The organism is Methylorubrum podarium (genome assembly GCF_040270385.1).
GTDB lineage: Bacteria > Pseudomonadota > Alphaproteobacteria > Rhizobiales > Beijerinckiaceae > Methylobacterium > Methylobacterium podarium.
The window spans coordinates 63317-90238 of the sequence record NZ_JBELQE010000050.1 but is presented as its reverse complement, the minus strand read 5'-3'; the positions used below and the strand labels follow the sequence as shown (position 1 = coordinate 90238).

Annotated in this window: 32 protein-coding genes, 2 tRNA genes and 1 riboswitch; of the genes, 24 read left to right on the top strand and 10 right to left on the bottom strand. The window is 68.9% G+C overall.

The annotated features are described in order from the left end of the window. Window positions 1–2: 2 nt before the first annotated feature. From ccmD to ABS772_RS08385, 10 genes are all read left to right on the top strand, one after another. Window positions 3–155: a heme exporter protein CcmD gene (gene ccmD / locus ABS772_RS08430; RefSeq protein WP_238255936.1), complete on the top strand. Its 153-nt coding sequence runs from the start codon at window positions 3–5 to the stop codon at window positions 153–155. Beyond that, window positions 152–772 (top strand): DsbE family thiol:disulfide interchange protein, encoded by a 621-nt coding sequence (locus ABS772_RS08425; protein WP_350393714.1) that lies wholly within the window; start codon window positions 152–154, stop codon window positions 770–772. Before ccmD ends, ABS772_RS08425 begins: the two co-directional genes overlap by 4 nt. 122 nt (window positions 773–894) lie before the next feature. Beyond that, window positions 895–1638, top strand: a complete 744-nt coding sequence (locus tag ABS772_RS08420) for a (Fe-S)-binding protein (RefSeq protein ID WP_350393712.1) — start codon at window positions 895–897, stop codon at window positions 1636–1638. Beyond that, on the top strand, window positions 1635–3209 hold the full coding sequence (locus ABS772_RS08415) for a lactate utilization protein B (RefSeq protein ID WP_350393710.1): 1575 nt from the start codon (window positions 1635–1637) through the stop codon (window positions 3207–3209). The genes ABS772_RS08420 and ABS772_RS08415 overlap by 4 nt, the downstream gene beginning before the upstream one ends. Beyond that, window positions 3206–3811: a LutC/YkgG family protein gene (locus ABS772_RS08410; protein ID WP_350393708.1), complete on the top strand. Its 606-nt coding sequence runs from the start codon at window positions 3206–3208 to the stop codon at window positions 3809–3811. Before ABS772_RS08415 ends, ABS772_RS08410 begins: the two co-directional genes overlap by 4 nt. 88 nt (window positions 3812–3899) lie before the next feature. Then, window positions 3900–4760, top strand: a complete 861-nt coding sequence (locus ABS772_RS08405) for a transglutaminase-like domain-containing protein (RefSeq protein WP_350393706.1) — start codon at window positions 3900–3902, stop codon at window positions 4758–4760. Between the two features lie 555 nt (window positions 4761–5315). Further along, entirely contained in the window at window positions 5316–5777 is a 462-nt protein-coding gene (gene rplM / locus ABS772_RS08400) for a 50S ribosomal protein L13 (RefSeq protein ID WP_017485891.1), read from the top strand. Between the two features lie 2 nt (window positions 5778–5779). Continuing rightward, window positions 5780–6265, top strand: a complete 486-nt coding sequence (rpsI, locus tag ABS772_RS08395; RefSeq protein ID WP_017485892.1) for a 30S ribosomal protein S9 — start codon at window positions 5780–5782, stop codon at window positions 6263–6265. 82 nt (window positions 6266–6347) lie between these two features. Further along, complete coding sequence (locus ABS772_RS08390; RefSeq protein WP_350393702.1) at window positions 6348–6728, top strand: DUF2293 domain-containing protein; 381 nt, start codon at window positions 6348–6350, stop codon at window positions 6726–6728. 81 nt (window positions 6729–6809) lie between these two features. After that, on the top strand, window positions 6810–7019 hold the full coding sequence (locus tag ABS772_RS08385; protein WP_183433975.1) for a TOBE domain-containing protein: 210 nt from the start codon (window positions 6810–6812) through the stop codon (window positions 7017–7019). A gap of 4 nt (window positions 7020–7023) precedes the next feature. Here the strand turns inward: ABS772_RS08385 and ABS772_RS08380 are convergent, their stop codons facing one another. Then, the gene (locus ABS772_RS08380; RefSeq protein WP_350393699.1) at window positions 7024–7908 is read right to left on the bottom strand and encodes an aldose 1-epimerase family protein; all 885 of its coding nucleotides are present in this window, start codon (window positions 7906–7908) and stop codon (window positions 7024–7026) included. A gap of 61 nt (window positions 7909–7969) precedes the next feature. Continuing rightward, on the bottom strand, window positions 7970–9760 hold the full coding sequence (locus tag ABS772_RS08375; protein WP_350393697.1) for an ABC transporter ATP-binding protein: 1791 nt from the start codon (window positions 9758–9760) through the stop codon (window positions 7970–7972). A gap of 413 nt (window positions 9761–10173) precedes the next feature. On the opposite strand from ABS772_RS08375, the gene ABS772_RS08370 reads away from it, so the two are divergent. Both ABS772_RS08370 and ABS772_RS08365 read left to right on the top strand, forming a co-directional pair. Then, entirely contained in the window at window positions 10174–10653 is a 480-nt protein-coding gene (locus ABS772_RS08370; RefSeq protein WP_350393695.1) for a hypothetical protein, read from the top strand. A 586-nt stretch (window positions 10654–11239) separates the two neighbouring features. Next, a complete protein-coding gene (locus ABS772_RS08365; RefSeq protein ID WP_238257659.1) occupies window positions 11240–11416 on the top strand; it encodes a hypothetical protein in 177 nt (58 codons plus the stop codon). 143 nt (window positions 11417–11559) lie between these two features. Here ABS772_RS08365 and ABS772_RS08360 read toward each other — a convergent pair. The 3 genes from ABS772_RS08360 to ABS772_RS08350 all read right to left on the bottom strand — a co-directional run bounded on the left by ABS772_RS08360 (window position 11560) and on the right by ABS772_RS08350 (window position 12622). Next, window positions 11560–11635, bottom strand: a tRNA-Phe gene (locus ABS772_RS08360). A 115-nt stretch (window positions 11636–11750) separates the two neighbouring features. Next, the gene (locus ABS772_RS08355; protein WP_350393792.1) at window positions 11751–11942 is read right to left on the bottom strand and encodes a DNA gyrase inhibitor YacG; all 192 of its coding nucleotides are present in this window, start codon (window positions 11940–11942) and stop codon (window positions 11751–11753) included. 8 nt (window positions 11943–11950) lie between these two features. Next, window positions 11951–12622 (bottom strand): Maf-like protein, encoded by a 672-nt coding sequence (locus ABS772_RS08350; protein WP_350393692.1) that lies wholly within the window; start codon window positions 12620–12622, stop codon window positions 11951–11953. Between the two features lie 142 nt (window positions 12623–12764). Here ABS772_RS08350 and ABS772_RS08345 point away from each other — a divergent pair. Further along, window positions 12765–12840: transfer RNA gene (locus tag ABS772_RS08345), tRNA-Thr, on the top strand. 87 nt (window positions 12841–12927) lie between these two features. On the opposite strand, the gene ABS772_RS08340 is transcribed toward ABS772_RS08345, so the two are convergent. The 3 genes from ABS772_RS08340 to ABS772_RS08330 form a co-directional block, all read right to left on the bottom strand. Continuing rightward, window positions 12928–13236, bottom strand: a complete 309-nt coding sequence (locus ABS772_RS08340) for a hypothetical protein (RefSeq protein WP_238257337.1) — start codon at window positions 13234–13236, stop codon at window positions 12928–12930. Window positions 13237–13457: 221 nt separating this feature from the next. After that, on the bottom strand, window positions 13458–13748 hold the full coding sequence (locus ABS772_RS08335; protein WP_350393690.1) for a hypothetical protein: 291 nt from the start codon (window positions 13746–13748) through the stop codon (window positions 13458–13460). Between the two features lie 143 nt (window positions 13749–13891). Next, window positions 13892–16132: a TonB-dependent receptor gene (locus ABS772_RS08330; RefSeq protein WP_350393688.1), complete on the bottom strand. Its 2241-nt coding sequence runs from the start codon at window positions 16130–16132 to the stop codon at window positions 13892–13894. On the opposite strand from ABS772_RS08330, the gene ABS772_RS08325 reads away from it, so the two are divergent. The 3 genes from ABS772_RS08325 (at window position 16131) to ABS772_RS08315 (ending at window position 17866) form a co-directional block, all read left to right on the top strand. Further along, window positions 16131–16259: a hypothetical protein gene (locus ABS772_RS08325; protein WP_283206902.1), complete on the top strand. Its 129-nt coding sequence runs from the start codon at window positions 16131–16133 to the stop codon at window positions 16257–16259. The genes ABS772_RS08330 and ABS772_RS08325 overlap by 2 nt on opposite strands. Further along, window positions 16254–16455, bottom strand: a riboswitch (cobalamin riboswitch). (Overlaps the previous gene by 6 nt.) A 546-nt stretch (window positions 16456–17001) precedes the next feature. Further along, a complete protein-coding gene (locus ABS772_RS08320; RefSeq protein ID WP_350393683.1) occupies window positions 17002–17478 on the top strand; it encodes a hypothetical protein in 477 nt (158 codons plus the stop codon). Between the two features lie 118 nt (window positions 17479–17596). Continuing rightward, a complete protein-coding gene (locus ABS772_RS08315) occupies window positions 17597–17866 on the top strand; it encodes a hypothetical protein (RefSeq protein ID WP_238258797.1) in 270 nt (89 codons plus the stop codon). Window positions 17867–17884: 18 nt separating this feature from the next. Here the strand turns inward: ABS772_RS08315 and ccmB are convergent, their stop codons facing one another. Both ccmB and ccmA read right to left on the bottom strand, forming a co-directional pair. Further along, window positions 17885–18553 carry a heme exporter protein CcmB gene (ccmB, locus tag ABS772_RS08310; protein WP_350393681.1) on the bottom strand — a complete coding sequence of 223 codons (669 nt, stop codon included), beginning with the start codon at window positions 18551–18553 and terminating at the stop codon, window positions 17885–17887. After that, window positions 18550–19197, bottom strand: coding sequence for a heme ABC exporter ATP-binding protein CcmA (ccmA, locus tag ABS772_RS08305; RefSeq protein ID WP_350393679.1), 648 nt, complete (start codon window positions 19195–19197; stop codon window positions 18550–18552). Before ccmA ends, ccmB begins: the two co-directional genes overlap by 4 nt. A gap of 218 nt (window positions 19198–19415) precedes the next feature. On the opposite strand from ccmA, the gene ABS772_RS08300 reads away from it, so the two are divergent. The 8 genes from ABS772_RS08300 (at window position 19416) to ABS772_RS08265 (ending at window position 26922) form a co-directional block, all read left to right on the top strand. Next, window positions 19416–19598 (top strand): hypothetical protein, encoded by a 183-nt coding sequence (locus ABS772_RS08300; RefSeq protein WP_350393677.1) that lies wholly within the window; start codon window positions 19416–19418, stop codon window positions 19596–19598. Window positions 19599–19924: 326 nt separating this feature from the next. Continuing rightward, on the top strand, window positions 19925–22636 hold the full coding sequence (gene acnA, locus ABS772_RS08295; RefSeq protein ID WP_350393676.1) for an aconitate hydratase AcnA: 2712 nt from the start codon (window positions 19925–19927) through the stop codon (window positions 22634–22636). A 376-nt stretch (window positions 22637–23012) separates the two neighbouring features. Continuing rightward, complete coding sequence (locus ABS772_RS08290) at window positions 23013–23603, top strand: PadR family transcriptional regulator (RefSeq protein ID WP_350393675.1); 591 nt, start codon at window positions 23013–23015, stop codon at window positions 23601–23603. A 140-nt stretch (window positions 23604–23743) separates the two neighbouring features. Beyond that, window positions 23744–24043 (top strand): antibiotic biosynthesis monooxygenase family protein, encoded by a 300-nt coding sequence (locus ABS772_RS08285; protein WP_350393674.1) that lies wholly within the window; start codon window positions 23744–23746, stop codon window positions 24041–24043. Between the two features lie 25 nt (window positions 24044–24068). Continuing rightward, window positions 24069–24716 (top strand): maleylacetoacetate isomerase, encoded by a 648-nt coding sequence (gene maiA, locus ABS772_RS08280; RefSeq protein WP_350393672.1) that lies wholly within the window; start codon window positions 24069–24071, stop codon window positions 24714–24716. A gap of 157 nt (window positions 24717–24873) precedes the next feature. After that, window positions 24874–26205 carry an NAD(P)/FAD-dependent oxidoreductase gene (locus ABS772_RS08275; RefSeq protein ID WP_238256633.1) on the top strand — a complete coding sequence of 444 codons (1332 nt, stop codon included), beginning with the start codon at window positions 24874–24876 and terminating at the stop codon, window positions 26203–26205. An 82-nt stretch (window positions 26206–26287) separates the two neighbouring features. Continuing rightward, window positions 26288–26614 carry an EthD family reductase gene (locus tag ABS772_RS08270; RefSeq protein ID WP_238256634.1) on the top strand — a complete coding sequence of 109 codons (327 nt, stop codon included), beginning with the start codon at window positions 26288–26290 and terminating at the stop codon, window positions 26612–26614. After that, window positions 26614–26922: a hypothetical protein gene (locus tag ABS772_RS08265; RefSeq protein ID WP_350393669.1), complete on the top strand. Its 309-nt coding sequence runs from the start codon at window positions 26614–26616 to the stop codon at window positions 26920–26922. The genes ABS772_RS08270 and ABS772_RS08265 overlap by 1 nt, the downstream gene beginning before the upstream one ends.

Genomic DNA, 26922 nt, shown 5'->3' with positions numbered 1-26922 from the left:
GCATGGACTTCGGACCCTACGCCCCCTTCATCGCCGGCTCCTACGGCTTCGCCGCCCTGGTGCTCGGTGCGCTGATCCTCAACGGTTGGTGGGACGGGCGGGCGCAGCGCCGCGCGCTCGCCGAGCTTCAGGACGACAGGGGAGGGCGGCCGTGAGCGCGCAGGGCTCCGGGGCGATCCCGCCCGGCACCGGCGAGCGTCCCCGCCGCTCGCTCCTCGTCCTGTTGCCGGTCGTCGTCTTCGCCGTGCTGGCGGTGGCCTTCTTCGTGCGGCTGCGCTCGGGCGCCGACCCGCAGGCGCTGCCCTCGGCGCTCATCGGCAAGCCGGTGCCGAGCTTCGCGCTCGGTCCGGTGAACGGCCTGCAGGCCGACGGCAAGCCGGTGCCCGGCCTGTCGAGCGCGGACCTGAAGGGGCAGGTGACCGTTCTCAACGTCTTCGCCTCGTGGTGCGCTCCGTGCCAGGTCGAGCATCCGATGCTGATGCGCCTCGCGCAGGAGCCCGGCATCCGCCTCGTCGGCATCGATTACAAGGATCCGGGGGATGCCGGGCGGCGCTGGCTGGAGCGCCACGGCCTGCCGTTCTCCGCGGTCGGCGCCGACACGAGCGGCCGCGCCGGCATCGATCTCGGCGTCTACGGCGTGCCGGAGACCTTCATCATCGGGCCCGACGGGGTGATCCGCGACAAGCTCGTCGGCATCCTGACGCCGGAGAACTACGCCAGCGTTCTGGGCCGCATCCGCGCCGCCGGCCGGGCCGCGCCCGTGACCAACTGACCGGCGCGCGCACCGCGCGCTTGGAAACCCGGGATCGGAGGCGTATGCAGCCCCTGCCGGCTTGAAACCGTTCCAAGGTGAAAGGGCCGCGCTCTCGGCTGAAACCGCGATCGAAGAGTGCCATGCGGATCGGGCTGTTCGTCCCCTGCTACGTCGATGCCTTCGAGCCGGAGGTCGGCATCGCCACGCTGGAGCTGCTGGAGCGCTTCGGCCTCACCGTCGAATATCCCTACGATCAGACCTGCTGCGGCCAGCCGATGACGAATACCGGCTGTCACCAGGAGGCCGCCGCGACCGAGGCGCTGTTCGTCAAGAATTTTTCGGGCTTCGACTACGTCGTCGCCCCGTCCGGCTCCTGCGTGCATCAGGTGCGCGAGCACCTCACCGCGATCCCGCAGACCGACGAGGTGAAGGCGGTGCGGGCCAAGACCTTCGAACTCGTCGAGTTCCTGCACGACGTGCTGAAGATCGAGGAGCTGCCCTGGGCGTCGTTTCCGCACAAGGTCGCCTACCACTCGAACTGCAACGCGCTCCGCGGCATCGGCCATGCGCGGCCGACCGAGCTGAATCGCCCGTTCTTCTCCAAGCCGCTCAACCTCCTGAAGAAGGTGAAGGGGCTGGAGGTCGTCGACCTGACCCGGCCCGACGAGTGCTGCGGCTTCGGCGGCACCTTCTCGGTGTTCGAGCCGGCCGTCTCCGCCAAGATGGGCTACGACAAGGTCACGGATCAGGCCCGCGCCGGCGCCGCGTACGTCGTCTCCGCCGATTCCTCCTGTCTGATGCATCAGAAGGGCTGCGCCGAGCGCCTCGGCGTGCCGCTGAAATACATCCACATCGCCCAGGTGCTGAACGGAGCCGCCGCATGAGCGCCGACGACCTGACCCCGCGCCAGACCGAGGACGTGCTCCACCGCGAGGTGCGCGCTCCCTCCGACGAGAGCGAGCGCGGCCCCGCCGGCGAGCGCCTTCAGCACGCCGAAGCCGCCTCGAAGCCGATCCGCGCCGACGCCCCGCGCGAGCCGCAGCCCCGCGGCGCGAAAGTGCGCGGCAACAAGCCGATCGATCAGGCCGAGGCCGCGGAGCGCTTCCTCGCCGCGCCGCTGCACCAGAAGGCCCATGACGAGCGCCTGTGGGACGTGCGCCGCAAGCGCGATGTCGCCGCCCACGGCATTCCGGAGTGGGAGGAGCTGCGCGAGCTCGCCTCGCAGATCAAGACGCACACTCTGACCCATCTCGACCGCTACCTCGAACAGTTCGAGGCCGCGGCGAAGGCGAACGGCGTCCACGTGCACTGGGCCGAGGACGGGGCGGCGCACAACCGCATCGTCCTCGACATCCTGAGGAAGCACGGCGCCACGTCGCTGGTGAAGTCGAAGTCGATGCTCACCGAGGAGTGCGGCTTCCGCCACTTCATGGCGGCCCACGACATCGACGTGATCGAGACCGATCTCGGCGAGCGCATCCAGCAGCTCGACGAGGAGGAGCCGAGCCACGTGGTGATGCCGGCGGTCCACAAGACGCGCCTCGACGTCGCCGACGTCTTCGCCCGGACGCTCGGCACCGATCCCGACAACGACGACGCCCACTACCTCGCCGAGAGCCAGCGCGAGACCACGCGCCCGCTGATCCTCAAGGCCGATGCGGGGCTGACCGGCTGCAACTTCGCCATCGCCGAGACCGGCACGGTGGTGACCTGCACCAACGAGGGCAATGCCGACCTCTCCGGCAACGTGCCGCCGCTGCAGATCCACTCGATCGGCATCGAGAAGCTGATCCCGCGGGTCGAGCATCTCGGCGTGTTCATCCGCCTGCTGTCGCGCTCGGCTTTGGGCTCGCCGATCACCCAGTACACCTCGCATTTCCGCGGGCCGCGCGCCGGCACCGAGATGCACATGGTGCTGGTCGATAACGGCCGCTCCGAGCGGCTGGGGATGGAGGAGTTCTGGACCTCGCTCAAATGCATCCGCTGCGGCGCCTGCATGAACACCTGCCCGGTCTACCGGCGCTCCGGCGGCCTCTCCTACGGTGCGACCTATTCCGGCCCGATCGGGCTCATCATCGACCCGACTTTCAACAAGCGGAAATACTCGACCCTGCCGTTCTCCTCGACCATGAACGGCTCGTGCACCAACGTCTGCCCGGTGAAGATCAACATCCACGAGCAGATCTTCGCGTGGCGCAAGGTGCTGGCCGAGGAGCACCAGATCCCGCTCCTGAAGCAGAGCATGATGAAGGCGGCCGGCGCCGTGCTGAGCCGGCCCGCCGCCTACCGCGCCGCGATCCAGACGGCCGATTCGGCGCTGCGCGTGCTGCCGCGCTTCGCCGTCTACAATCCGGCCAACACCTGGGGGAAGAAGCGCGAGATGCCCCACGCTCCGCGGCAGAGCTTCCACGCGTGGTACCGGCAGAACCGCATGAAGAAGGGGACCGACGCGTGAGCGCCCGCGACGCCATCCTGGAGCGGCTGCGCACCAACCGCCCGGCCGGCGACTTCCCGCTGCCCGAGATGCCGACCTTCGCTCCGCTCGTCGGCGAGGATCTCGTGGCCGAGTTCTCCGAGCACCTCGGCAAGATGGGTGGCCGCGTCGAGCGGCCCGGTCCCGCCTCCGATCCGTTTGCGACCGTGCGGCCGCGCTTCGATGGGGCACGGGTGATCGCCTCCGCCGTCCCCGAATTCGTCGGAAACCGCGATCTCAACGCCGTCCGCAAGCCGGGCGATCTCGCCGACGTGGACGTGGCGGTGGTGCGCGCCCGCTTCGGCGTGGCGGAGACCGGCTCGGTGCTGTTCACGCAGGACGACCTGGTCGTGAACTCCGTGGCCTACCTCGCCCAGCACCTGATCGTCCTGCTCGATCCCGCCGACATCGTCGTGAACATCCAGGCGGCCTACAAGCGGCCGGACTTCGCGCGGGCGGCCTACGCCGTGTTCCACACCGGCCCCTCCGCCACCGCCGACATCGAGGGCGTGCTGATCCACGGCGCGCAGGGCGTTCGCTCGCTGACCGTGCTCCTGTTGCAGCGCAAAAAACAGGCAGCCTGAGAACGGAGCCCAAGGGTCTTCCGCGCGTTTGCGGCCAAATGCCTCGTTCGACGGGGCCGCATTCCCGCGAAGATCCGGAGACGTTTCCGTGCGGTTCAAGCTCGGCTGCAGCCTCGCCTACGAGGTCGAGAGCCCCACAACCTTCATCTTCAACGTCGAGGTCGCGCAGCTGCAGAGCCTCGACATCGCCAGCGAAGCCCTGACGTTGACGCCCGACCCGGGGCGCCGCGTCTATGTCCACCCCGATCTGAAGAACCGCTATCTCGGCGTGAACGTGCAGCCGGGTCCGTTCTCGCTCGAGTACAATGCCGAGGTTGCGCTCAGCGCGACCCGCGCCGACCCGGCGACGATCCGCGAGACGCCGGTCTCGGACCTGCCGCTCGACATCCTTCCCTTCCTCCTGCCCAGCCGCTTCGTCTCCTCGGACCGCCTCGCGCCGTTCGCGCAAGCCGAATTCGGGGCGCTGCCGAAGGGGCACGAGCGGGTCAACGCGATCTGCAACTGGATCCACGATCACATCGCCTATCAGCGCGGCGCCAGCGATGCCGAGACGACCGCCGACGAGACGCTCCTCAAGCGGGCCGGCGTCTGCCGCGACTTCGCTCATCTCGGCACGGCCTTCTGCCGGGCGCTCGGCATCCCCGCCCGCTTCGTGAGCTGCTACGCCTACGGTCTCGTGCCGCGCGACTTCCACGCGGTATTCGAAGCCTATCTCGATGGGCGCTGGTGGCTGTTCGACGCGACCCGCCAAGCCCATCTCGATGGCCTCGTGCGGATCGGCGTCGGGCGGGACGCCGCGGAGATCGCCTTCTCGACGCCCTTCGGCACGATGGAGCCGACCGGCATGGAGATTCGCATCGACCGGGCCGACGGCGGTCCGGAGCCCGCCCAGCGGACGATCGACGCGATCTCGACCGAGGCGACAGCCCCGAATGCCGGCGCCATGTGATCCGGTTTTTGGTTGATCACTCGGGCATTGCCAATTTCCGTCATCGCGAGGCGGAGCCGAAGCGATCCAGCGCGCGACTCATCCGGAAAACTCGCGGACTGGATTGCCACGGCTTCGCCTCGCAATGACGGGGGAGAAACCGGACTGATCAAACGGATGACGTAGGACCGCGCCGCGCACAGGCCGGCCGAGCCGGCGCAAAAAACCTGAATTTTTTTTCCGCATCGGCGGATTAACCGGCAGGATTGTCCGTCTGTCTAAATGTTCGGGTTATCCGGACGAATCTCCAACTCAACCCGCCCCGGTTCAGTCCGCGGCGGGTTTTTCTTGTCCGCACCCGGGCGCCCGGTCCTATCGCCAGGAGTCCCAGTTCGTGCGGTATCGAGATACCGCATCGCCAAGCGCCCTCATTTCATTGCGGTTTTCTGCGTCGAGCGCGGCTCGTCTGCCTTGACGCCGCCACGAATCCTCCGTAGTGACCCTCCCGCACGCCGCTGCGTCCTCACCCGACGCGGCGGCGCCTTGTTTCAAACGTCACCGGCACGGGAATCGGCCATGAAGACCACTTCGCTGAAGCCCGCCGACGTCGACAAGAAGTGGGTCGTGATCGACGCCGAGGGCCTCGTCGTGGGCCGTCTCGCTTCGATCGTGGCGATGCGCCTGCGCGGCAAGCACAAGGCCGCCTACACGCCCCACGTCGATTGCGGCGACAACGTCATCGTCATCAACGCGGACAAGGTGAAGTTCACCGGCCGCAAGTACGACCAGAAGGTCTACTACCACCACACGGGCTATCCGGGCGGCATCAAGGAGCGCTCGGCCAAGTTCATCCTCGAGGGCCGGTTCCCCGAGCGCGTGGTCGAGAAGGCCGTCGAGCGCATGCTGCCCCGCGGCCCGCTCTTCCGCCAGATCCTCGGCAACCTGCGCGTCTACAAGGGCGCCGAGCATCCCCACGAGGCCCAGCAGCCGCAGGCGCTCGACGTCGGCTCCCTCAACCGTAAGAACGTGAGCGCTTGATCATGGCGACCCTTCAGTCCCTCGCCGATCTCAATCGGGCGAACACCCAGACGAGCAACTCCGAGAACGAGGCGCCCGTCCACGTCCAGAAGCTGGACGCGCAGGGCCGCGCCTACGCCACTGGCAAGCGCAAGGACGCGGTCGCCCGCGTCTGGATCAAGCCCGGCAACGGCACGGTCGTGGTCAACGGCCGCCCGGTCGAGACCTACTTCGCCCGTCCGGTGCTGCGCATGATCCTGCGCCAGCCGCTGGAGATCGTCGGCCGCGTCGACCAGTACGACATCACCGTCACGGTGAAGGGCGGCGGTCTCTCCGGTCAGGCCGGTGCCGTGCGCCACGGCCTGTCGAAGGCTCTCACCTACTACGAGCCGGAGCTGCGCTCGCCGCTGAAGCGCGAAGGCTTCCTGACCCGCGACCCGCGCGTCGTCGAGCGCAAGAAGTACGGCCGCAAGAAGGCCCGCCGCAGCTTCCAGTTCTCGAAGCGCTAAGGCGCATCGTCTTCGACGTCATCAGGGCGGGGCCGCGAGGCTCCGCCCTTTTTCGTTTGCTGCATCGAGGCGAGGTCGTCGCATGAAGAAGGGAGGAAGTCCGGACCGTCCGTCGTCGGCCGCCCCGCTGCTGGACCGGCGCGCCATGGTGGCCGAGGCCCTGGCCCGGCTCGCGCCGCGCCTGCCGGATTTCGAGGCGGAGACGGTGGTGGACCGGGCGTTGCGCAGCCCGGGCCTGCGCGGCGCGGTGCCGGAGAACGCGGCTTGGCTCGCGCTCACGGCCTTCGCCCGGCACGCCTTCACCGAGTACGACGACCTGCTCGCCGAGGGCTACGACCGCGACAGTGCCCGCCACTTCGTGCTCGACGAGATGAACGCGATGCTCGCCGAATGGGGCTGCCGGCGGCGCGTCTCGGAAGAGGCCGACGCGGAGTCCGGCGAGGACGATTTCCCCGAAGCGTGAGGGAAAAGCGGGCGGCCACCGCTTGCCGGCCCGCCGGCGCTGGGGCAGGGAGGGCCACCGTCACAACGAAGAAGGCGATCCATGAAGCTCAGCGCGCGCAACGTCCTCAAGGGCAAGGTCGTCTCGGTCGAGAAGGGCTCGACCACGGCGCATGTGAAGATCGAGATCGCCAGCGGTCAGGTCGTCACCTCGGCCATCACCAACGAGTCGGTCGATGCGCTCGGCCTCAAGGTCGGCGGCGAGGCTTACGCGGTGATCAAGAGCTCCGACGTCATCATCGCCGTCGACTGAGCCCTTAGACGGCGTCCTCGATCGCCAGCGCGATCCCGTGCCGGGCGGTCGCGCCCGGCGCCAGGAGGCGCTGCGAATCGCGCTCCGCCAACGCGCCGGCGAAGCCGGCCCAGTCGGCATGGCCGGTCCAGGCTTCCAGCGACAGGAACGGCGCCGTCGGCTTCGTCCAGACCGCGAGGTGGGGGAAATCCTCCATTCGCATGGCGATGGCCCGGCCGCTCGGCGCCACGAACCGCATCGCCCGGCTCCGCGCGTTCAGGAAGACCAGGGCCTCGGTGAACAGCTCCGGGTCGAGGTCGAGCCGCGGCCCGTCGAGGGGCAGGGCGCGCTCGCTCCGCACCAGCAACCCGCCCGCGCCGACCTCGGGCACGAACGGCCGCTCCGCCTCCTCGAACAGGACCGCGTAGCCGCCCCCGGCGCGGCGCTCACCCCCGGCGAAGGGCCAGGGGAAGGCGGGATGGAAGCCGAGGGCGTAGGGCAGGGGCGTCTCGCCCGGATTCTCGACCCGAATCGTGAACGTGAGGGTCTTCGGCCCGATGCGGGCCTCGATGATGAGCCGGAACGGGAAGGGGTAGTGCGCCCGCGTCGCCGCGTCGTCGCCGAGGCTGAGGGAGACCGCCTCTTCGCTCCGATCGATCACGGCGAAGGGCAGGTCGCGGGCGAAGCCGTGCTGGGCCATCGGGTAGCGCCGGCCGTCCACCTGCACGTGGCCGCCGGCGGAGGCGCCGACGACGGGGAAGAGCCACGGCGCGGAGCGGTTCCAGTGCTCCGGGTCGCCGTCCCAGAGATAGTCGCGCTCCTCGACCTGCCAGGCGACGGGCTCGGCCCCGCGGAGCGCGATCCGCGCCGTGCTGCCGTCGGTGGCCCGGATCTCGACCGTCTCGCCCATCGCCGTCGTCCCCCGCGCCTCTGCTTGTGCGACAAGCGATAGCCGGGCCGGAGCGGGACCGCTACCGGGCCGGTGCCGCGACGGCGCTGCCGAGCGGGGGCGTTGTGGCCGGATCCGCGATCACCTGGGAGGGCGGCCCCGAGGCGACGATCCGTCCGTTCTCGACGATATGGACCGTGTCGGCCCGGCGCAGCGAGGTCAGGCGGTGGGCGATCATGATGATCGTGCGCGTGCCGCCGAGCGCGCCGAGGGCGTCCATCACCGCCGCCTCGGTCTCGCCGTCGAGGGCGCTCGTCGCCTCGTCGAACACGATGACGTCGGGGTCGTGATAGAGCGCGCGGGCGATGCCGATGCGCTGGCGCTGGCCGCCGCTGAGCCGCGCCCCGCGCTCGCCCACGCCGGTGTCGTAGCCGTCGCCCAGGGCGGCGATGAAGTCGTGCGCGCCGGCGAGCCGCGCGGCCCGCTCCACCGCCGACCGATCGAGCATTTCCGGCTCGATGCCGAGGGCGATGTTCTGCGCGATGCTGCCGTCGATCAGGAACACGTCCTGCGGGACGTAGCCGATCCGGTTCTGCCACGCCGGAAGGGTGTCGGGATCGAGCGGCCGGCCGTCGATCAGGATGCGGCCCTGGGTCGGCGTGAGAATGCCGAGGATCAGGCCCACCAGCGTCGACTTTCCCGAGCCGGTGCGGCCGACGAGGCCGATCGTGGTGTGGGCGGGGATCGTCAGGTCGATCCCGCGCAGGGTCGGGCGACCGGGCTCGTAATCGAAGGCGACGTCCTCCAGGCGGATCGTCTGCGCGAAGGGCAGCCGCTCGGTCGTGCGGGGGCGCCGCTCGCGCTCCCCGGCGAGGGCATCGACGATCAGGCGCACGCCGGGCAGGTGGAAGCGCAGCTGCGAGACGGAGGTGAAGATGTTCTGGAAGGCCGGCAGCATGCGGTAGCCGGCGAAGGCGAACAGGCCGAGCAGCGGCAGCATGCCGGCGGTGTCGATCCCCTGGGTGAGGGCAAACAGCACCACGGCGATCACGCCGCCGAAGGCGAGCGACTCGATGACGAAGCGCGGCAATTGCCCAGTGACCAGGCTGGAGGCCAGCGCGTGGGCGTAGGAGCGGGCCGGCGTGTCGAAGCCGGCGGTGAAGGTCTCGGCGCGGCCGTAGAGCTTGAGTTCGGTCAGCGCCCCGAAGGTCTCCTGCACCACCCGGTAGCGCCCTTCGTTGCCCGCCACCGCCCGCGCGCCGAGCCGGGTGAGACGGGCCCGCATCACGAGGTAGATCGCGACGTAGAGACCACCGAAGCCGCCGCCGAGGATCAGTGCGAGCCGCGGCTGGTAGGCGATCAGGAAGATGACCACCGCGAGCGCCGAGGTGCCGCGCGAGGCGATCACCATGGCCGGGGTGAGCACCCCGACGACGAGCCGGTCGGTCTCGCTCAGCACGTTCTTGGCGAGTTCGGCGCTGTTGGCGTGCGTGAAGAACAGCCGCTCGCGATCGACGTAGCGGGCGAGGAGACGCCGGGCGAAGCCGTAGCCGACGAGGTGGGCGAACAGGAGCTGCGCGTAGGCGAAGGCGGCGTTCACCGCGCTGGTGAGCAGGATCGCGGCGAGCGCGGCGAAGCCGGTGGCGAGGAGGAAGGCGCGATCGCCGGTGAGACCGAGGGCGTCGCGCAGGGCGGCGAGATAGGGGATCCGCGCCGCTGCATTGGGATCGCCGACAAGGGTGAGGAAGGGCAGCACCGAGGCGACGCCGACCACTTCGAGGAGGGCGGCGAGCCCGAGCCCCAGCCCGAGCCATGCGAGCCGCCGCCGGTCGCGCCGCCGCATCACCCGCAGGAGATCGAGGAGGGTCCTCAAACGGTCACCGGGGCGAGAGGGGGGCTCCGTTCGAAGTCACGGATGAAGACCCGCGGCGAACCTCGAACACGCATCGTGCGCTCCGGGCTGAACGGCTTCGGAGCACTGCTTAAGTGGTTGACGACAAACGCACCCTTGAGCCCGCCTGTATCGGGTCCGGTCTCTAGCACGGCGGGCGCGGGGGGCGTCAAGCGGATGCGGCGGCCGCGCGGTGATCGGCGGCTGAACCCGAATGCGTACGGCCGCGTTGCTCGAACCGGCTTCATGCCGTGCCGTCGGGATGGCGGACGATCGGGCGAAATGAGGCGCGGACCCGGCCCGCCTCAGGAGCTTCGAGCCGCGGAACCGGAACCTTGGCGGTACGTTCTGCAAGTATGGAACACTATAGATCCGTCTTCGCGACCGCCGCCATCATGGTCTTCGGCCTCGTCGCGGCCTCTCCGCTGGTTCGAGAGCAGCATTCGGGTTCGCCGAAAGCGCATCGGGTCGCCACCGATACCGTTTCGAGCGGCGGCGACGCGTGGATCGATCCGCCTCGGCAGAAGATGGTGTCGGTCCCCGCGACCGCGGCGGCGATGTCGAGCCACGACGGTGTCGGCGTCGCTCCGGTTGCGAGACCGGCGAGCTTCACCCTCCTGCCCTCCGAGACGGCCGCTTTGCTGGCGGCCGGCGACTTTGCCAAGACGGATGCGGTGCAGAGAGTTCAGGCCGTACGGCGGCATCGCGCGGCGAAGGTTGCCGCCCGGACGCGGCTGGCGACGGTTGTCGCCAGTCCTGCCGCCGGCACACCGGCTCCCGTTCAGGAGACGTCGGAGGCCAAGCCGCAGAAGGCCGCCGGGATCGATCCGATCGGCGACATCCTGAGAGGGCTGGGGATCGGCCGGGACAGCTGACGGGCCGGGGCCCTCCTCGGACAGGCCAATCTGCCGCACGGCACGCGCCACAGTTTTCGCTCGTTGGTTTCAGGACATCCCTGGATCTGGGCCATGGAGCAACCGTCATGATCCTTGCTGCCGCCATCATGCTGGCCGGCGCCATCGGCGCGATTGCCATCACGGTCGCCGCGCGTCCGAGCGCGGATCGGTTCCTGAAGTGGTGATCGGACACTCGGCATTGCCCGCCGATCGATAGCCGGAAACTTGCTCGGCCCGTTCCGCGTTATGGCTGCGAAGAGATGACGCGGAGTCCCGGCTGTGGCGGCGATAGTGATGATGGCGGGTGTGGTCGGCGCCGCGGGAACGCTCATCTGCCTGATGCCCCGCCTCGACTCGTTCTTCGAATGGTGACGCCTTCGGAGGGTTGAGAGGTTTGATTGCCGTTTTCCGGGGGCAAGCATCACGCCCCGTTGAGAATGCTGCGGCGATTGCCGAGTTCGGGACAGACAGGTGCCGTGTTCCGTGAGGGCCGCTATTTTGGCGCGAACTGGGAACGCAGCGAGAATCGGATCCTGCCGCTCCGAGAAGGCCCGGACATCACGCCATGAAAAACCCAGCCCTCAGCCTCTGGCTCTCATCGGTCAACTGGTGGATGAGCCATGCGACGAATGCCGTCCGTCTGCAGCAGCGTGCGACCTTGAAAGAGATGCTGAAGCCGGCAGCGAGCGGCACGCGCAAGCCGAGGCGAAAGCGCATCACGGCGAAGCGCAGGACGGCCTAAAACGCGCGACAACGCATGCGCCGTCGGACCGAGCGGTCGGTGCGTCTGCAGGAAGATGACAAGCAAAAGCCTGCTAACCAGCTGATCGATCGCAAGATGTATGTGACTGAATAGTTCTGAGGCGCAGACGCTCTTCAGAAAGATGGTGCCCAGGGGCGGAATCGAACCACCGACACTGCGATTTTCAGTCGCATGCTCTACCAACTGAGCTACCTGGGCAACCGCCGTGACGCGCTGCGTCGTCGGCTGGCGGGGGTATAGTGAAGGGTTTCGGGCCTGTCCAGCCTCCCGGCGGCCAGAGGCGAAGCTTTTTTGCCGGACACCGGCCTTCGCGTCAGCGGGAATCGTCCCCGTCGTCCGATCGGGGCGGACGGGGCATCTCGTCGTCCTCCGGACCGGGGATGACGTAGCGCTCCCCGAGCCAGCGACCGAGATCGACATCGGCGCAGCGCGGCGAGCAGAACGGTTTGGTCTCGGGCTGGGCCGGCTTGCCGCAGATCGGGCAGGGCGCGAGGCCCTTGTGCATCGCCTTCGTCACGACGCGGCCCCCCAGGCGCCGCGCACGGGAAAGCCCTCGCCCTCGAGCAGGCTCATCGTCTCGTAGAGCGGCAGTCCGACCACGGCGCTGTGCGAGCCGACGAGCTTCACGACGAAGGCTGCGGCCAAACCCTGGATCGCGTAGCCGCCGGCCTTCCCGCGCCACTCGCCGGAGGCGAGATAGCCCTCGATCTCGCGATTCGACAGACGCTTGAAGCGCACCCGGGTCTCGACCATGCGCTCGCGGCGGCGGTCCTTGGCGGAGAGGATGCAGACGGCGGTGTAGACGCGGTGCGTCCGCCCCGAGAGCAGCCGCAGGCAGTCGGCCGCCTCGTCGAGCAGCTCGGCCTTGGGTAGCACGCGGCGTCCGACGGCGACCACGGTATCGGCGGAGACGAGATAGGCCTCCCGCAGCTCGTCCCGCCGACGCGCCGCGGCGTGCGCCGCCTCCAGCTTCTCGCGGGCGAGGCGGCGGGCCAGGTCACGCGGCGATTCCGACTTGCGCGGCGTCTCGTCGATGTCGGCGGGCAGGAGCGCGTCCGGCTCGATGCCGACCTGCTGGAGCAGTGCCAGCCGACGCGGCGAGGCGGAGGCCAGCACGAGGGGCGGCCGGCCCGCGCCCCCGGGCATCTGCGGCTTCAAGGCGTCGGTGGTGAGAAGCTCGTTCATCGCCGTGGTCTTACGCACAAGCCCGGCGACACCGCAACGCGATGTCGAGGCTCGCACCCGCTCCGAGGCTTGCCAAGGGCAGAGCGGCCGTCTAAGACCCGGCACATTCCGTCAGGCTTCGACGCGTCGGGCCGGATGCGACGCCGCAATAGCTCAGCTGGTAGAGCACCTCATTCGTAATGAGGGGGTCGGGGGTTCGAATCCCTCTTGCGGCACCACTCGGATCTTCCCGATCTCCGTCAAGCTTCAGGCCCTGACCCCCATCAGGGGTCGGCGGGCTGTGCACCTCGTGGACGACACTGGCGTCACTCGGCGCCTCCGGACCGGCTGCCGTGCAGCGAGACGCAGGTCCGCACCATGTCGCTCAGCGTGAGATCCTTGGTGTCGCCGATATTGGCGACTTCCTCCAGGCACCGCATGAAGTAGTTGCTGTCGAGACCCGGCGAGAGCGTGCTCATCGACTTGCCCACGCGGTTGGTGAAGTCGATCTTCTCGCCGGCTGCGGAGCGCGGCCACAGCGACGCCTTGTCGTCCATCTTCAGCCGGCCCGCCGCGAGGCAAGGGGCGGCAAGGGACAGGACGAACAGAACCCCGATTGCCGCCGCCCGCCGCATCGCCTCGCTCCTCGTCGCGTCGTCGGACGCGTGCCGACGGCCAATCCCGTCCGGCAGGCCCAACGCGAAGCGTCCCCCGACGTTGCGTCGGCGGCAAAACTTAAGTTCTTTCTCAGAGACTTAACGGCGGCGAGCCCCGGCCAGGGCCGGCCTCGACGAAGGCCGGCCCGCCGCCGACGGATGTGCGGCGGCGGACCGGCCTTCGCGCGGTGCAGCCGATCTCAGCGAGAGCTGCCGCCCCCGTTGCCGCCGCCCGCGCTGCCCTGCGGGATGGCGCGTTCCGGCTGACCGGCATTGCCGCCCGCCGCCGAGTTCGTGGTGATGGTGTCGGCGCCCGTGGCGCCCGGCGCGATGATGTAATCGACGGTGTTGCCCGTCGTGTTGGTCTGGCGCTGGATGATCGTGCCCGGCGGGAACGGACCTCCCAGCAGGCCCGGAGGCTGGACCTGGGCGATGGCCGCACCCGAACCGAGACAGCTCAGGGCGGCGAGGGTGAGGGCGATGCGGCGCATGACGATACTCCCGAACGAAAGACCCCCCGGACACCCTGAAAGGCGTCCGAGGAGTCGCTATGCGCAACCAAGTCTCCGACCGGCACGGTGGTTTCCTGACAGGCCTGCGGCGTGATGACGATCCCTGCCGCCGACGATCCGGTCTACCAGGCGATCGTGTAGGCGACCTCCAGCGAGCGCGGGCGCCCGAGCAGCCAGGCGGTGCCGACGCCGTTCACGGCGCTGCCGTCCACGGCGTAGGTCTTGTCGAACAGGTTGAAGACCCGCAGCGACAGACGGGAACCGGCCGTTACCTGATGGTCGAGGCCGAGATTGACCAGCGTGTAGGCCGGGCGCCGGGCGGTGTTGCCGAAGTCGGAGAAGACCTCGCCGACGTACTGGAGGCCGATGCGGCCCTCCCAATCACGGGCGAAGGCCCAGTTCACCCAGAGGTTTGCGACCTGTTCCGGCACGTCGACCGGCTGCTTGCCGGCATAGGAGACGGCGATCCCGCCCACATTCTGGGTGAAGTCGTCGTACTGGGCGTGGAGCAGGGCCAGGTTGGCATCGATGCGCCAGCCGGGGGCGGGCAGCCACGAGAGCGCGGCCTCCGCGCCGAGCGAGGATTGCTGGCCGACCTGCGTCGAAACCGTCGGCTGGCCCGGGACCGCCGAGATCAGGTTGTCCTTGACGATGCGGTAGCCGGCCAGCGTCCACTCGACGGTGCCGCCGAAGGCGAGCCCCTTGGCGCCGACCTCGACCTGGCGGCCGGTCGAGAGCTCGAACCCGGCCAGCGATTGCGAGAGGGTGATCAGGCTGTTCACCGGATCGGTCGCGGTGGCGTATTGCGCGTAGAGCGAGGTGTCCGGCGTCGGCTCGTAGAGCAGTGCGAAGCGGTATCCGAGGGCGCGGAACGAGCGCTCGAAGGTCGCGCCGCTGCGCAGGTCCTCGCGATAGAGCCGCGGTGCATCGAAGCGCACGCCGGTGAGGAACGACAGCCGGTCGGTCAGGAACAGCCGATCCTCGGCGAAGACCGAGGCTTGGCTCGTGCGCGTCGCGTAGGCCGGGCTCGCCCGGCCTCCGGGCGGGAAGAAGCCGGGGTCGTAGCCGTTGAGGGGCACGCTCGTCGGCGTCTCGGTGAAGGTGAAGTTGTTGGTGTGGCGGAAGCTGACGTGGTTCACGTCGAAGCCGGCCGAGAACGTGTTGGCGAAGCCGAACAGCGAATGGCGGAAGGTCGCGTCGAAGCGATTCCCGACCTGTTCCTGGCTGTGATAGATTTCGAGATAGTCGGAGCGATCGACCAAACCTGTCGCCGGATTGAAGCGATACTGCTCGACGTCGCGCCAGTGCCGGCGGCTCTGCAGGCGGTAGGCGGTGTTCCGCACGGTCACGTCCGCCGACGGCGTCCACTCGGTCCGGAGCTGCGTCCAGTTGTCGGTCCAGGCGATCTTCGAGTCGCGGACGTTGTAGTTGTTGAAGCGGATGGAATCGGGGACCCGCCCGTTCACTAGCGGCGTCCCCCAGTAGCGGGCGGGCTCTTGGTAGCCGAGATCGTGGCTGAGCGTGAAGGCGAGATCCGGATTCGCCTGGAGCGTCAGCGCGCCCGAGACCGCGAGGTTGCGGAAGTCGCCCTCCGGCGTGATCCAGCCGTCGGCGCGGTTGCCGCTGACGTTGAGGCGGTAGGCGAGCGATTCGCCGATCGGCCCGGTCGAATCGATTGCGGCGCGGGCGATGCCGTCCTCGCCGAGTCCGAAGCGGGCGACGTTGAGGGGCGTGAACAGCGGCTTCTTCGACACGACGTTCACGATGCCGCCGATGGCGCCGTCGCCGTAGAGGACGGAGGCCGGCCCGCGCAGCACCTCAATCCGCTCGACGTTCCAGGTATCGAACGGGAAGGTCACGGTGTTGGCGCCGACATAGAGCCGGGTGCCGTCGAACAGCGTCTGGATCGAGTTCTGGCCGGCGAAGCCGCGGGCGGTGAAGAAGCCGATCCCCGATCCCGGCGAGCCGAAGGCCGTGATGCCGGTGCCGTTCTGTGAGACCGCCTCCAGGACGCTGGTCTGCCCGCGCAGGCGGATGGTCTCGCCGGAGATGATGTCGAGGCTCGCCGGCGTTTCCAGCGGCGTGAGCCCGAGGCGGCTCGCCGAGCGCGACGGCGTGCGCAGGTTGAGCCCGACCGGTGAGGACTGCGTCAGGCTCGGGGTCCGCAGAGCCGCGGAATCCGTGCCGACGGCATCGGCGGGGGCGTTGGGCGGCAGGCCGAGCCCGGCACCGCCCTGCACGGCGATCTCATCGAGGCGCGTGAGCGGTTCTTGAGCCCGAGCCGGGTCGGACAGCGCGAGGGGGAGGGCGGTGGCGACGAGCAGGAGAGACCGGCCGCGGGCGCGGCGGTGAGAGGACGACATGATGGAGACGAAGCCTCGGGACGAACGGTGGCACGTCACCGCGACCGAGGCCGATCCGCCTCAGGCCATGGGCCTCAAGCGTCTCGACACCTGCTGGGACGCCCCGCCCGGCATGGCTCGCGTGTGACCACGGCTGACGGCAGGTCTCCTGGCTCGCGGGTCGTCGCCCTCCATCGTCTTCCCAGGCGAGGCATGCCCAGTGACGTGGTGATGGGGGGCTCTCCGCTCACAGTTGCGGGGACAGCCGCGGAATCGAGCTCGGAAAAGCCCTTCACCGCGTTCCCTTTTGATCCCTTGCGGGAACCGTCAACGGCCAAGCTACGGCTTCGGGGGCGCCGGGGTCAATGCGTCCGGCACCGATCGTTGTGCGCGAATGCCGCGGGGTCCACGATCCCGACCACGCTGCGGACGGCTTCGAGCGTTGACGGAAATAAAAAAGGCCGTCCCGAAGGACGGCCCGAAGTCTAGGGAGGAAACGCCCAAGAAGGGCTGCAGGGTCGCGACGCCATCGCGATCCGGCATGACCATTCTTTCTCACGTTGCACTGCACAATGCAATTGGCGGCGCGTCGGAACGGCCATGCATCCATCGCATATGTTGCCGCTTCGCGATCCGGCGGAGCCAAATCTCCGGCCACGAGTTCCGGTCGTGACGCGTTCCGGCCATCCGGATTTCGCTCCTGGATGTTGAGATGCCTCGCTGGATGTACGCTTTCCCCGTGCTGTTGCTGCTGATGGCGGCCGTCATCGTCTTCGCGTTCACGCGCACCGGTCCGACCGACAATCAGAACACGCACGCGCCGCAGAGCGGCCAGACGCGCTGACGCCGAGCGAACGACTTGTTTTGATCGCTTGCCTCGCTCCCGATCCTTGTCCGGCCTGCAAATTGCAAAGTCGATCGGCAGGATCGTTCGAGAGGGTGCTGTCATGCGGATCGGATGTGCAGTGTTGCTGACCGGGTTGCTGATCCCGTCCGCATCGTGGGCACTGGACGCGCCCGCGGACGTCGCCGCCTTCTTCGAGACGGCCCGGCACCATATCGGCGAGCGCGTCACGCTCGATCATTGTCACCTCGTCTACGCGACGGAGGAGGAGATCACCTGCGTCGGCCTGTTACCGGGGGAGGCGGCAGGCGATGCCCGGATGGCAGGCAAGCTCCTGATCCGCGTCGGCGCGGCGGAGATTTCGGGTCGCAAGCGCGCCCTGTCCCATTGCGCCGGAGGTGCCCTCAACGAGGTCTGCAAGGTGAGCGTTTCGGGCGAGGTCTTCGACGCCTCACGCTCCTTCGGACTGGACGAGGCGCGCCTGCTCGGACTGCGCGAGGCGGCGATCCGCTGGCCCGACTGACGGCAATGCCCATCGCCGAACAGCGAGCGCAGATATATGCATCGCGGGCGGCCCGCGACCGTGCGGGCACGTGAACCGTCGGGAGCCTACCGCGTTGGAACTCCTAGGGAGTTCACCGATGATCGCACGTCTCTTTTCCGCTGCGGCCCTCACGGCCGTCCTCGCCGCCCCCGCCTTCGCCCAGGCACCGGCTCAGACCGGCACCGGCGGCGATCCGGCATCCACCATCTACGCGCCGAACACCTCGGCCGTCGGACGCACCATGCCGCCGGCCGGGGGCGGAGGCGCGCGCCGGGAGCGGGACTCAAACAACCCCGACCGGGAAACCGCCATGGAGCGGAAGAACGACAAGATCGACACCGGAATCTGCATCGGCTGCGACAAGTAGCTCGCGGCGGCCCTCGGGTCACTCCGACCAGCGCAGCGCCGCGGCGGCGGCCAGGGTCCCGACCACCGCCGCGATGAGGCTCAGGGCGGCCAGCACCGCGAGCGGAGTCGTGAAGGGCACCGTGCCGCCGAGCGCGGCCTCCGCTGCCGAGACGCCGAAGATCAGGGTCGGGATCATCAGCGGCAACACGACGATCGCCAGGATCAGGCCGCCGCGGCGGATGGTGGCCGTCAGCGCCGCGCCGACGGCGCCGATGAAGGCCAGGGCCGGCGTGCCCAAAGCGAGCGTCAGGGCCGTGGCTCCCATGGCCGTCGGCGAGAGCGCCACCAGCAATCCGAACAGCGGCGAGGCGAGGGCCAGCGGCAGGCCCGTGGTGAGCCAGGAGGCGAGGACCTTTGCCAGCACCACCATCTCCAACGGCACGGCGGCGCCGGTCATCAGGTCGAGGGAGCCGTCCTCCTCGTCCGACTGAAACAACCGGTCGAGTCCGATCAGGGTGGCGAGCACGGCCGAGAGCCACAGGATCGCCGGGCCGATCCGCGAGAGCAGGTTCAGGTCCGGCCCCAGGGCGAAGGGCACCAGCACCACGATCATCAGGAAGAAGACGAGCGACAGCGCCCCCGAGCCGCCGACCCGGGCGGCCAGCTTCAGGTCGCGCGCGAGCAGGGCCGAGAAGGCGCGGATCATAGCCAGTCCTCCGATTCCAGCGCTTTCTCGGGAGCAGCTGTGGACAGGGCGGGTCCGATGCGCAGCTCGCGCGCGTCCTCCAGGCCGAGAGCTTGGTGGGTCGCAGCGACCACGAGGCCTCCTTCAGCCCGGTGGCGCCGCATGAGGCCGGCCAGGACGCCCTGCGAGGCGAGATCGAGAGCGGCGGTCGGCTCGTCGAGAAGCCAGAGCGGCCGGCGGCAGACGAGGAGCCGTGCCAGCGCGACCCGGCGCCGCTGCCCCGCCGACAGGTAGCCGACCGGCAGCCGCGCCACGTGCGGCAGGCCCATCGCCTCCAGGGCCTCTTTCGGCGAGGCGGCGGGACTGCCGAGAAGGTCGCGGGCGAATTCGAGATTCTCTGCCGCCGTCAGCGCCGACTTCAGCCCGTCCCGGTGCCCGACCACGTGGAGGCATTCCGGCAGGGTGGCCTCGCCGATGTCCTCGGCGCGGATCGAGCCGGCATCGGGCTTGAGGCGCCCGGCCAGCATCGCCAGCAGGCTCGACTTCCCCGCCCCGTTGCGACCAGTCACCATGAGCCCCTCGCTGGGGCCGACGGCAAACGAGAGCCCGGCGAAGATCCGGCGTCCCGAGCGGCGGCAGGCGAGAGTCTCGACGATCAACCGCACGGATCGGCCTTGGGTGAGGGGAAAGTCCGCACGTCTCGTCGTCGTCCCGAAGGGAGCTGATCGGTCTCCCTCGACACGAGGGGCGGTTCGCGTCCGGATCGCGTCCGCGAGCCGGTGGTCGGCGGCCTATAGCCGATCGTTCGGCGCCGCGCGAACCGTGCGCGTCCTCGGTGCATTGATTCCGCGAGGCCGACCGGTGGCCGCGAAGGATTCACCCCATGGATGCCGAGCCGTCCCCGCGGGCTCCGCCCCGCCTGACCGAGGAGGATGCGGCCCGCGCACCGGCCGCTCTGGCCGGACGCGAGCAGCTCGAAGCCCGGCTGGCGCGGCTCTCGGCGGATCGGCGCGACGCGTTCCGGGCGGCGGTGCGCCGCTGCTACGTGTTCGCCGGCAAAGGCTGATCCCGTCATTTCTGCAGGGCCGACAAGGCGGGACTGTCAGTCGCGCGCCTGTGTCATCGGGCCAGTAGCGGCCATTTTCGAAACGTTCTATAGACCGGCCCAGGCTGCGCCGCGCGATCATTAAAGGGCGTCCAAACCGCCCCTCGCGCACCATCCTGAGTGTCATTCGCGGGCCTCCCGGCGCCGGGAGTTCCCCGAGGGCACTCGCTACCCGGGCACCCCCGGGGCGGCGCGCGCTCCTTGGAGCGCATCCGGCCGAACACCTCTCGTGGCGCAGGTTATGCCTGCTCCGTGTTCGCTAACGCCAGCTCAGGACGCGACTCGCCGTGGCATCGCTCGACAGTTTCAAGGCCCGCCAGACGCTTGAGGCAGGGGGCAAGACCTACACCTATTACTCGATCCCCGAGGCACAGAGGAACGGCCTGGCCGACGCGGCCGCCCTGCCGTTCTCGATGAAGGTGATCCTGGAGAACCTTCTGCGCTTCGAGGACGACCGCTCCGTCCGCAAGGGCGACATCGAGGCCGCCGTCGCCTGGCTCGACAATAAGGGCAAGGCCGAGACCGAGATCGCCTTTCGCCCCTCCCGCGTGCTGATGCAGGATTTCACGGGCGTGCCCGCGGTCGTCGATCTCGCGGCGATGCGCGACGCCATGGCCTCGCTCGGCGGCGACCCGCAAAAGATCAACCCGCTGGTGCCGGTGGATCTCGTCATCGACCACTCGGTGATCGTCGATGAGTTCGGCACCCCGAAGGCGCTCGGCGACAACGTCGCCCTCGAATACGCCCGCAACGGCGAGCGCTACACCTTCCTGAAATGGGGCCAGTCGGCCTTCCGCAACTTCTCCGTCGTGCCGCCGGGCACCGGCATCTGCCATCAGGTCAACCTCGAATACCTGTCGCAGACGGTCTGGACCCGGCAGGATACGGATTCTTCGGACGGCGCCGAGATCGCCTATCCGGACAGCCTCGTCGGCACCGACTCGCACACCACCATGGTCAACGGCCTCGCCGTCCTCGGCTGGGGCGTCGGCGGCATCGAGGCGGAGGCGGCCATGCTCGGCCAGCCGCTGTCGATGCTGATCCCCGAGGTGATCGGCTTCAAGCTGTCGGGCAAGCTGCCGGAGGGCACCACCGCCACCGACCTCGTGCTCACCGTCACGCAGATGCTGCGCAAGAAGGGCGTGGTCGGCAAGTTCGTGGAGTTCTTCGGCCCCGGCCTCGACGACATGCCGGTCGCCGACCGCGCCACGATCTCCAACATGGCGCCCGAATACGGCGCCACCTGCGGCTTCTTCCCCATCGACCAGAAGACCATCGACTTCCTGAAGGTCACCGGCCGGCAGGACGACCGCATCGCGCTGGTCGAGGCTTATGCCAAGGCGCAGGGCATGTGGCGCGACGCGAAGACCCCGGATCCGGTCTTCACCGACACGCTCGAACTCGACATGGGCACCGTGCGCCCGTCGCTCGCCGGCCCGAAGCGCCCGCAGGACCGGGTGCTGCTCGACGCCGCCAAGGCCGGCTTCGCCGACGCCATGGAGAAGGAGTTCAAGAAGGCGGCCGACATCGCCAGCCGCTACGCGGTCGAGGGCACGAACTTCGACATCGGCCACGGCGACGTGGTGATCGCGGCGATCACGTCTTGCACCAACACCTCGAACCCGAGCGTGATGATCGGCGCCGGCCTGCTTGCCCGCAACGCGGTCGCCAAGGGCCTCTCCTCCAAGCCGTGGGTGAAGACCTCGCTCGCCCCCGGATCCCAGGTCGTCGGCGAGTATCTGGAGAAATCCGGCCTGCAGACGAGCCTCGACGCCCTCGGCTTCAATCTCGTCGGCTTCGGCTGCACCACCTGCATCGGCAATTCGGGCCCGCTCCCGGCGCCGATCTCGAAGGCGATCAACGACAACGACGTGGTCGCGGCGGCGGTGCTCTCGGGCAACCGCAACTTCGAGGGCCGCGTGAACCCGGACGTGCGGGCGAACTACCTCGCCTCGCCGCCGCTGGTGGTGGCCTACGCGCTCGCGGGCTCGCTCCAGATCGACATCACCCGCGAGCCGCTCGGCCAGGGCTCGGACGGCAAGCCGGTCTACCTGAAGGACATCTGGCCGTCCTCGGAGGAGGTGAACCGCTTCATCGAGGAGAACATCACCTCGGAGCTGTTCAAGAGCCGCTACGCCGACGTGTTCGGCGGCGACGCGAACTGGAAGGGCGTCGAGGTGACCGAGGCGGAGACCTTCGCCTGGGACGCCGGTTCCACCTACGTGCAGAACCCGCCTTATTTCGAGGGCATGACCAAGACGCCCGACCCGATCACCGACATCGAGGGTGCGCGCATCCTCGGCCTGTTCCTCGACTCGATCACGACGGACCACATCTCGCCCGCGGGCAACATCCGCGCGGCCTCGCCGGCCGGCGAGTACCTGCAGTCGCATCAGGTGCGGGTGCAGGACTTCAACCAGTACGGCACCCGCCGCGGCAACCACGAAGTCATGATGCGGGGCACCTTCGCCAACATCCGCATCAAGAACCAGATGGTGCGGGACGAGAGCGGCAACGTCGTCGAGGGCGGCCTCACGCTGCACCAGCCCGACGGCGAGCGGATGTTCATCTACGACGCCGCGCAGAAATACGCGGCCGAGGGCACCCCGCTCGTCGTCTTCGCCGGCAAGGAATACGGCACCGGCTCGTCCCGTGACTGGGCGGCCAAGGGCACCAAGCTCTTGGGCGTGCGCGCCGTGATCGCCGAGAGCTTCGAGCGCATCCACCGCTCGAACCTCGTCGGCATGGGCGTGGTCCCGCTGGTCTTCCAGGGCGATACGTCCTGGCAGTCCCTCGGCCTCAAGGGCGACGAGACGGTGACGATCAAGGGGCTGGCCGGCGAGCTGAAGCCGCGCCAGACGCTGACCGCGGAGATCACTTCGGCCGACGGTTCGAAGCAGGAGGTCCCGCTGACCTGCCGGATCGATACCCTCGACGAGCTGGAATACTTCCGCAACGGCGGCATTCTTCCCTACGTGCTGCGCTCGCTCGCGGCGTAAGCGGCTTTCCTTCCGCAGCCACTTCGAAAGGCCTCCCTCCGGGGAGGCCTTTTTCGTTTCAGCCGGGACCAGGCCGCCGAATGCGGTTTCCGGATGAATCCTTGTCCTGCTTTCCGTCATTCCGGGGTGCTGACAAGCGAACCCGGACCCGGAGGGGCGCGCCGGAGGCGTGCAATCCACGACTGGACTCGACGCTCTGATTCAGCCGCGCATCACGGGTGGATCCCGGGTTCCGCTGCGCGGCCCCGGGATGACGGGGGCAGGGGATGAACCGATCCAATCGCCAAGAGACCGAAAGGGCAAAGGCCCGCTTGCATTCGACCCAGTTTCGATATATCTAAAAATACGACATATCGAAACAGGATCGAATCATCCGATGCGCCACTTCTTCCGCTCCCATCATCCCTTCCACGACTTTTTCGCCCGCGAGGATCGGCACGACCGTCCGCCGCATCACCGGCGGCACCACGAGGGCCCGCATTTCGGGCGCGGCGGCCGCGGTGGTCTCGGCCGCTTCTTCGCCCATGGCGATCTGCGGCTCGTCATCCTGCACCTGATCGCGGAGAAGCCGCGCCACGGCTACGAGATCATCAAGGCGATCGAGGAGCAGGTCGGCGGCGCCTACAGCCCGAGCCCGGGCACGATCTATCCGACGCTGACGCTGCTCGAAGAACTCGGCCACGTCACGGTCAGCGACGGCGATGGTGCCAAGAAGCTGCACACCATCACCGACGAGGGACGCGCCTATCTCGAAGCGCAGCGCGCCATCCTCGACCCGCTCCTCGCGCGCATGGCGGAGGCGGCCCGCACCCATGGCGGCGGCCCGGCTCCGCAGGTGGTGCGGGCCATGGAAAACCTGAAGCTGGCCCTCCGCCTGCGGCTCTCCCGCGGTCCCCTGAGCACGGACGAGGTCAACGCCGTCGCCGCCGCCATCGACGCCGCCGCCACCGCGGTCGAACGCGCTTAGCGAGGCAATGCCGCCGAGCGGCGCCCTCAGGCATTCCGCGCAAATCCGACGTCATGGCGTCGGGCCTCCGTCGATCGGGCTCGACGGCGGCTCCGGCGGAGGATAGGGCGTTCGCCGCACAGCACGGGAGTGGCGAGCCGATGATCCTCGAAATCGCGCAGATCGATCTGAAGCCCGGCTCCGAGGCCGACTTCGAGGCTGCCATCGCCAAGGCGGCCGAGATCTTCCGGGCCGCCGCCGGCTGCCGCAGCTTCGCCGTCCGCCGCTCCGTCGAGAAGCCGCAGCGCTACCGCCTGCTGATCGAGTGGGACACGCTCGAGGCCCACACCAAGGATTTCACCGGCTCCCAGGCCTGGAAGGATTACCGGGCGATGGTGTCCCCCTATTTCGAGGCGCCGCCCCAGGTCGAGCACACGGAACTGGCGCTGCAGGCATTCTGAGCGGATCGGCAGGGAGGGACCGCCCATGAAGATGTACGGCAACTGGCGCTCGGCGGCGGCCTTCCGCGTCCGCATCGCCCTCAATCTCAAGGGCATCGCCTACGAGGAAGTCTTCCTCGATCTCGACGCCGGCGATCAGTTCAAGCCCGACTTCCTCGCGATCAATCCGCAGGGTGCGGTGCCGGCTCTCTTCGACGGCGACGGGCCGCCGCTGACGCAGTCGTTGGCAATCCTCGATTACCTCGAAGAGACACACCCGCAGGTGCCGCTGCTGCCCGCCGACCCCCGGGCACGGGCGCGCGCCCGCTCGCTGGCCCAGGTCGTGGCCTGCGACACCCATCCGCTCTACGTGCCGCGGGTGCGCACCTTCCTGATGGAGAATTACGGCCTGCCCCGCGAGCGGATGCTGGAATTCCTCCGCAACGCCTTCACCACCGGCCTGAAGACGCTCGAGACGCGGGTCGCGAGCGAAGCCGGCACCGGCCGCTTCTGCCAGGGCGACGCCGTGAGCCACGCAGATCTGTGCCTGATCAGCCTGTGGGTCGGCACCGGCATCTTCGGGATCGACACCGCCGCCTACCCGACCGTGAAGCGCATCGCGGAGGATCTCCTCACGCTCGACGCGGTCGCCCGCGCCCATCCGCTCCGCCAGCCCGGTGCGCCGGCTTCGTAGAGTCAAATTTTTTTGACGACTTTACCCCAACAGCGATGCTGGATTTGCGTCCCTGGCACGCCGCGAACGTGTGGGTGCTTGCCGAGTTGCTGATGTAAGATCATTCCAAACTGAAGGGCCGCCGCTCGAGGCGGCCCGCGAGGCGAGTGGGGCAAGGATGGTTCCGAGCGAATCGGTCACGGATCTGCACAAGATTGTCGTGGTGGGGGGAGGGGCCGCCGGCCTGGAGCTGGTGACCAAGCTCGGCAACAAGTACGGCAAGCGCGGCAAGGCCCACGTCACCCTGGTCGATCGGGCGCGGACCCACATCTGGAAGCCGCTGCTGCACGAGGTCGCCGCCGGCTCGCTCGATGTCGGCCACCACGCGGTCGATTACCTGCACCACGCCCACGCCAACCATTTCCGCTACCGCATCGGCGAGATGACCGGTCTCGACCGCGAGACGCGGGTGATCCATCTCGCCGCGAGCCGCGACAGCGAGGGGCGCGAGGTCACGCCGGTGCGCGCCGTTCCCTACGACACGCTGATCATGGCGGTGGGCTCCACCACCAACGATTTCGGCACGCCGGGCGTGGCGGAGCACGCCATCGCCCTCGACACCAAGGAGCAGGCGATGCGCTTCCACCAGCGCCTCGTCAACGGCATGCTGCGCGCTCACACGCAGGAGGGCCCGGTGCGCCCCGGTCAGCTCCACGTGACGGTGATCGGCGCGGGCGCGACCGGCACGGAACTGGCGGCGGAGCTGCACCGCACCACCCGCGAGGTCGCCCGCACCGGCCTCGACCGGATCGACCCGGCCAAGGATCTCAAGATCACGCTGGTCGAGGCGGCCGACCGCATCCTCCCGGCGGTGCCGGAGCGGCTGGCCGCGGAGGTGATGGGGCTGCTCACCAAGATCGGCGTCGAGGTGCGGGTGCAGGCGCGCGTCACCGAGGTGCGCGCCGACGGCGTCCAGCTCGCCGACGGCGGCTTCATCCCCTCCGAGCTCGTGGTCTGGGCCGCGGGCGTGAAGGGACCGACCTTCCTCAAGGATCTCGGCGGCCTGGAGAGCACCCGCAACAACCAGCTCGTCGTCACGGCGACGCTGCAGACCTCGCGCGATCCGGACATCTTCGCCATCGGCGACTGCGCCTACCTGGTGGAGGAGGGGTCGCAGACGCCGATCCCGCCCCGCGCCCAGGCCGCCCACCAGCAGGCCTCGCACCTCTACGGGCAGATGGCCAACCGCCTCGCCGGCCGGCCGCTGAAGCCGTTCAAGTACCGCGACTTCGGCTCGCTCGTCTCGCTCGGCGAGTACACCGCGGTCGGCAACCTGATGGGCTTCATCCAGGGGAAGAACATGTTCATCGCCGGGCTGTTCGCCCGGCTGATGTACCGCTCGCTCTACAAGATGCACGAGACGGCGGTGAACGGCTGGTGGAAGACGAGCCTCGACGCCCTCGCCCGGGCCCTGACCCGGCGCACCGAGCCGCGGGTGAAACTGCACTGACGGTCGCGGCTTGATCCGGCGGACGGGTGCGTCATGTTTCCGATCTGCCGGCCCGTGAACGGAGCCGGCAGAAGGAGACGCCATGATCCTCGTCAGCGTGATGTATCCGAGCGGTGCCGGCACCCGCTTCGACATGGACTACTACCTGAAGAAGCACATGCCGCTGGTCAGCGAGCGCTGGACCTCCAAGGGGCTGCACGACTACACCGTCGTGAAGGGCATCGGCACGCCGGATGGCGGCGCTCCGCCCTATCAGGTCGTTGCGCTGCTGCGCTTCGAATCCGCCGACGCGTTCAAGGCCGCTGCGACCGCGGACGGGCCGGAGATCTTCGGGGACATCCCGAACTTCACCGACACGCAGCCGGCGGTGCAGCTCAGCGACTTCGCGGCGTCGGAAGTGAGAGGCTGATGATCGACATCATCAAGCAGATCCAGGAAGCCAATCCGGCGCTCGGCACGACGATCATCGTGCTGCGCTCCGATTCGCGGGCGCTGGCCGATCCGGCGACGCTGACGCCGGAGGCGAAGGCGTGGCTCGACGCGAATGCCCCCGGCGCGCGGCTGACGCAGGAAACGGTGTTGCTCGCACCCTATCCCGGCGGGGCGCCTGCGGAGCGCACCGTCACCGTCCTCGCCTTCTCCGATGCGCGCCATCTCGCCGCCTTCGCTACGGCCTGGACCGGTGATCCGACGCTTGATGACGACGAGGCCGCCTGA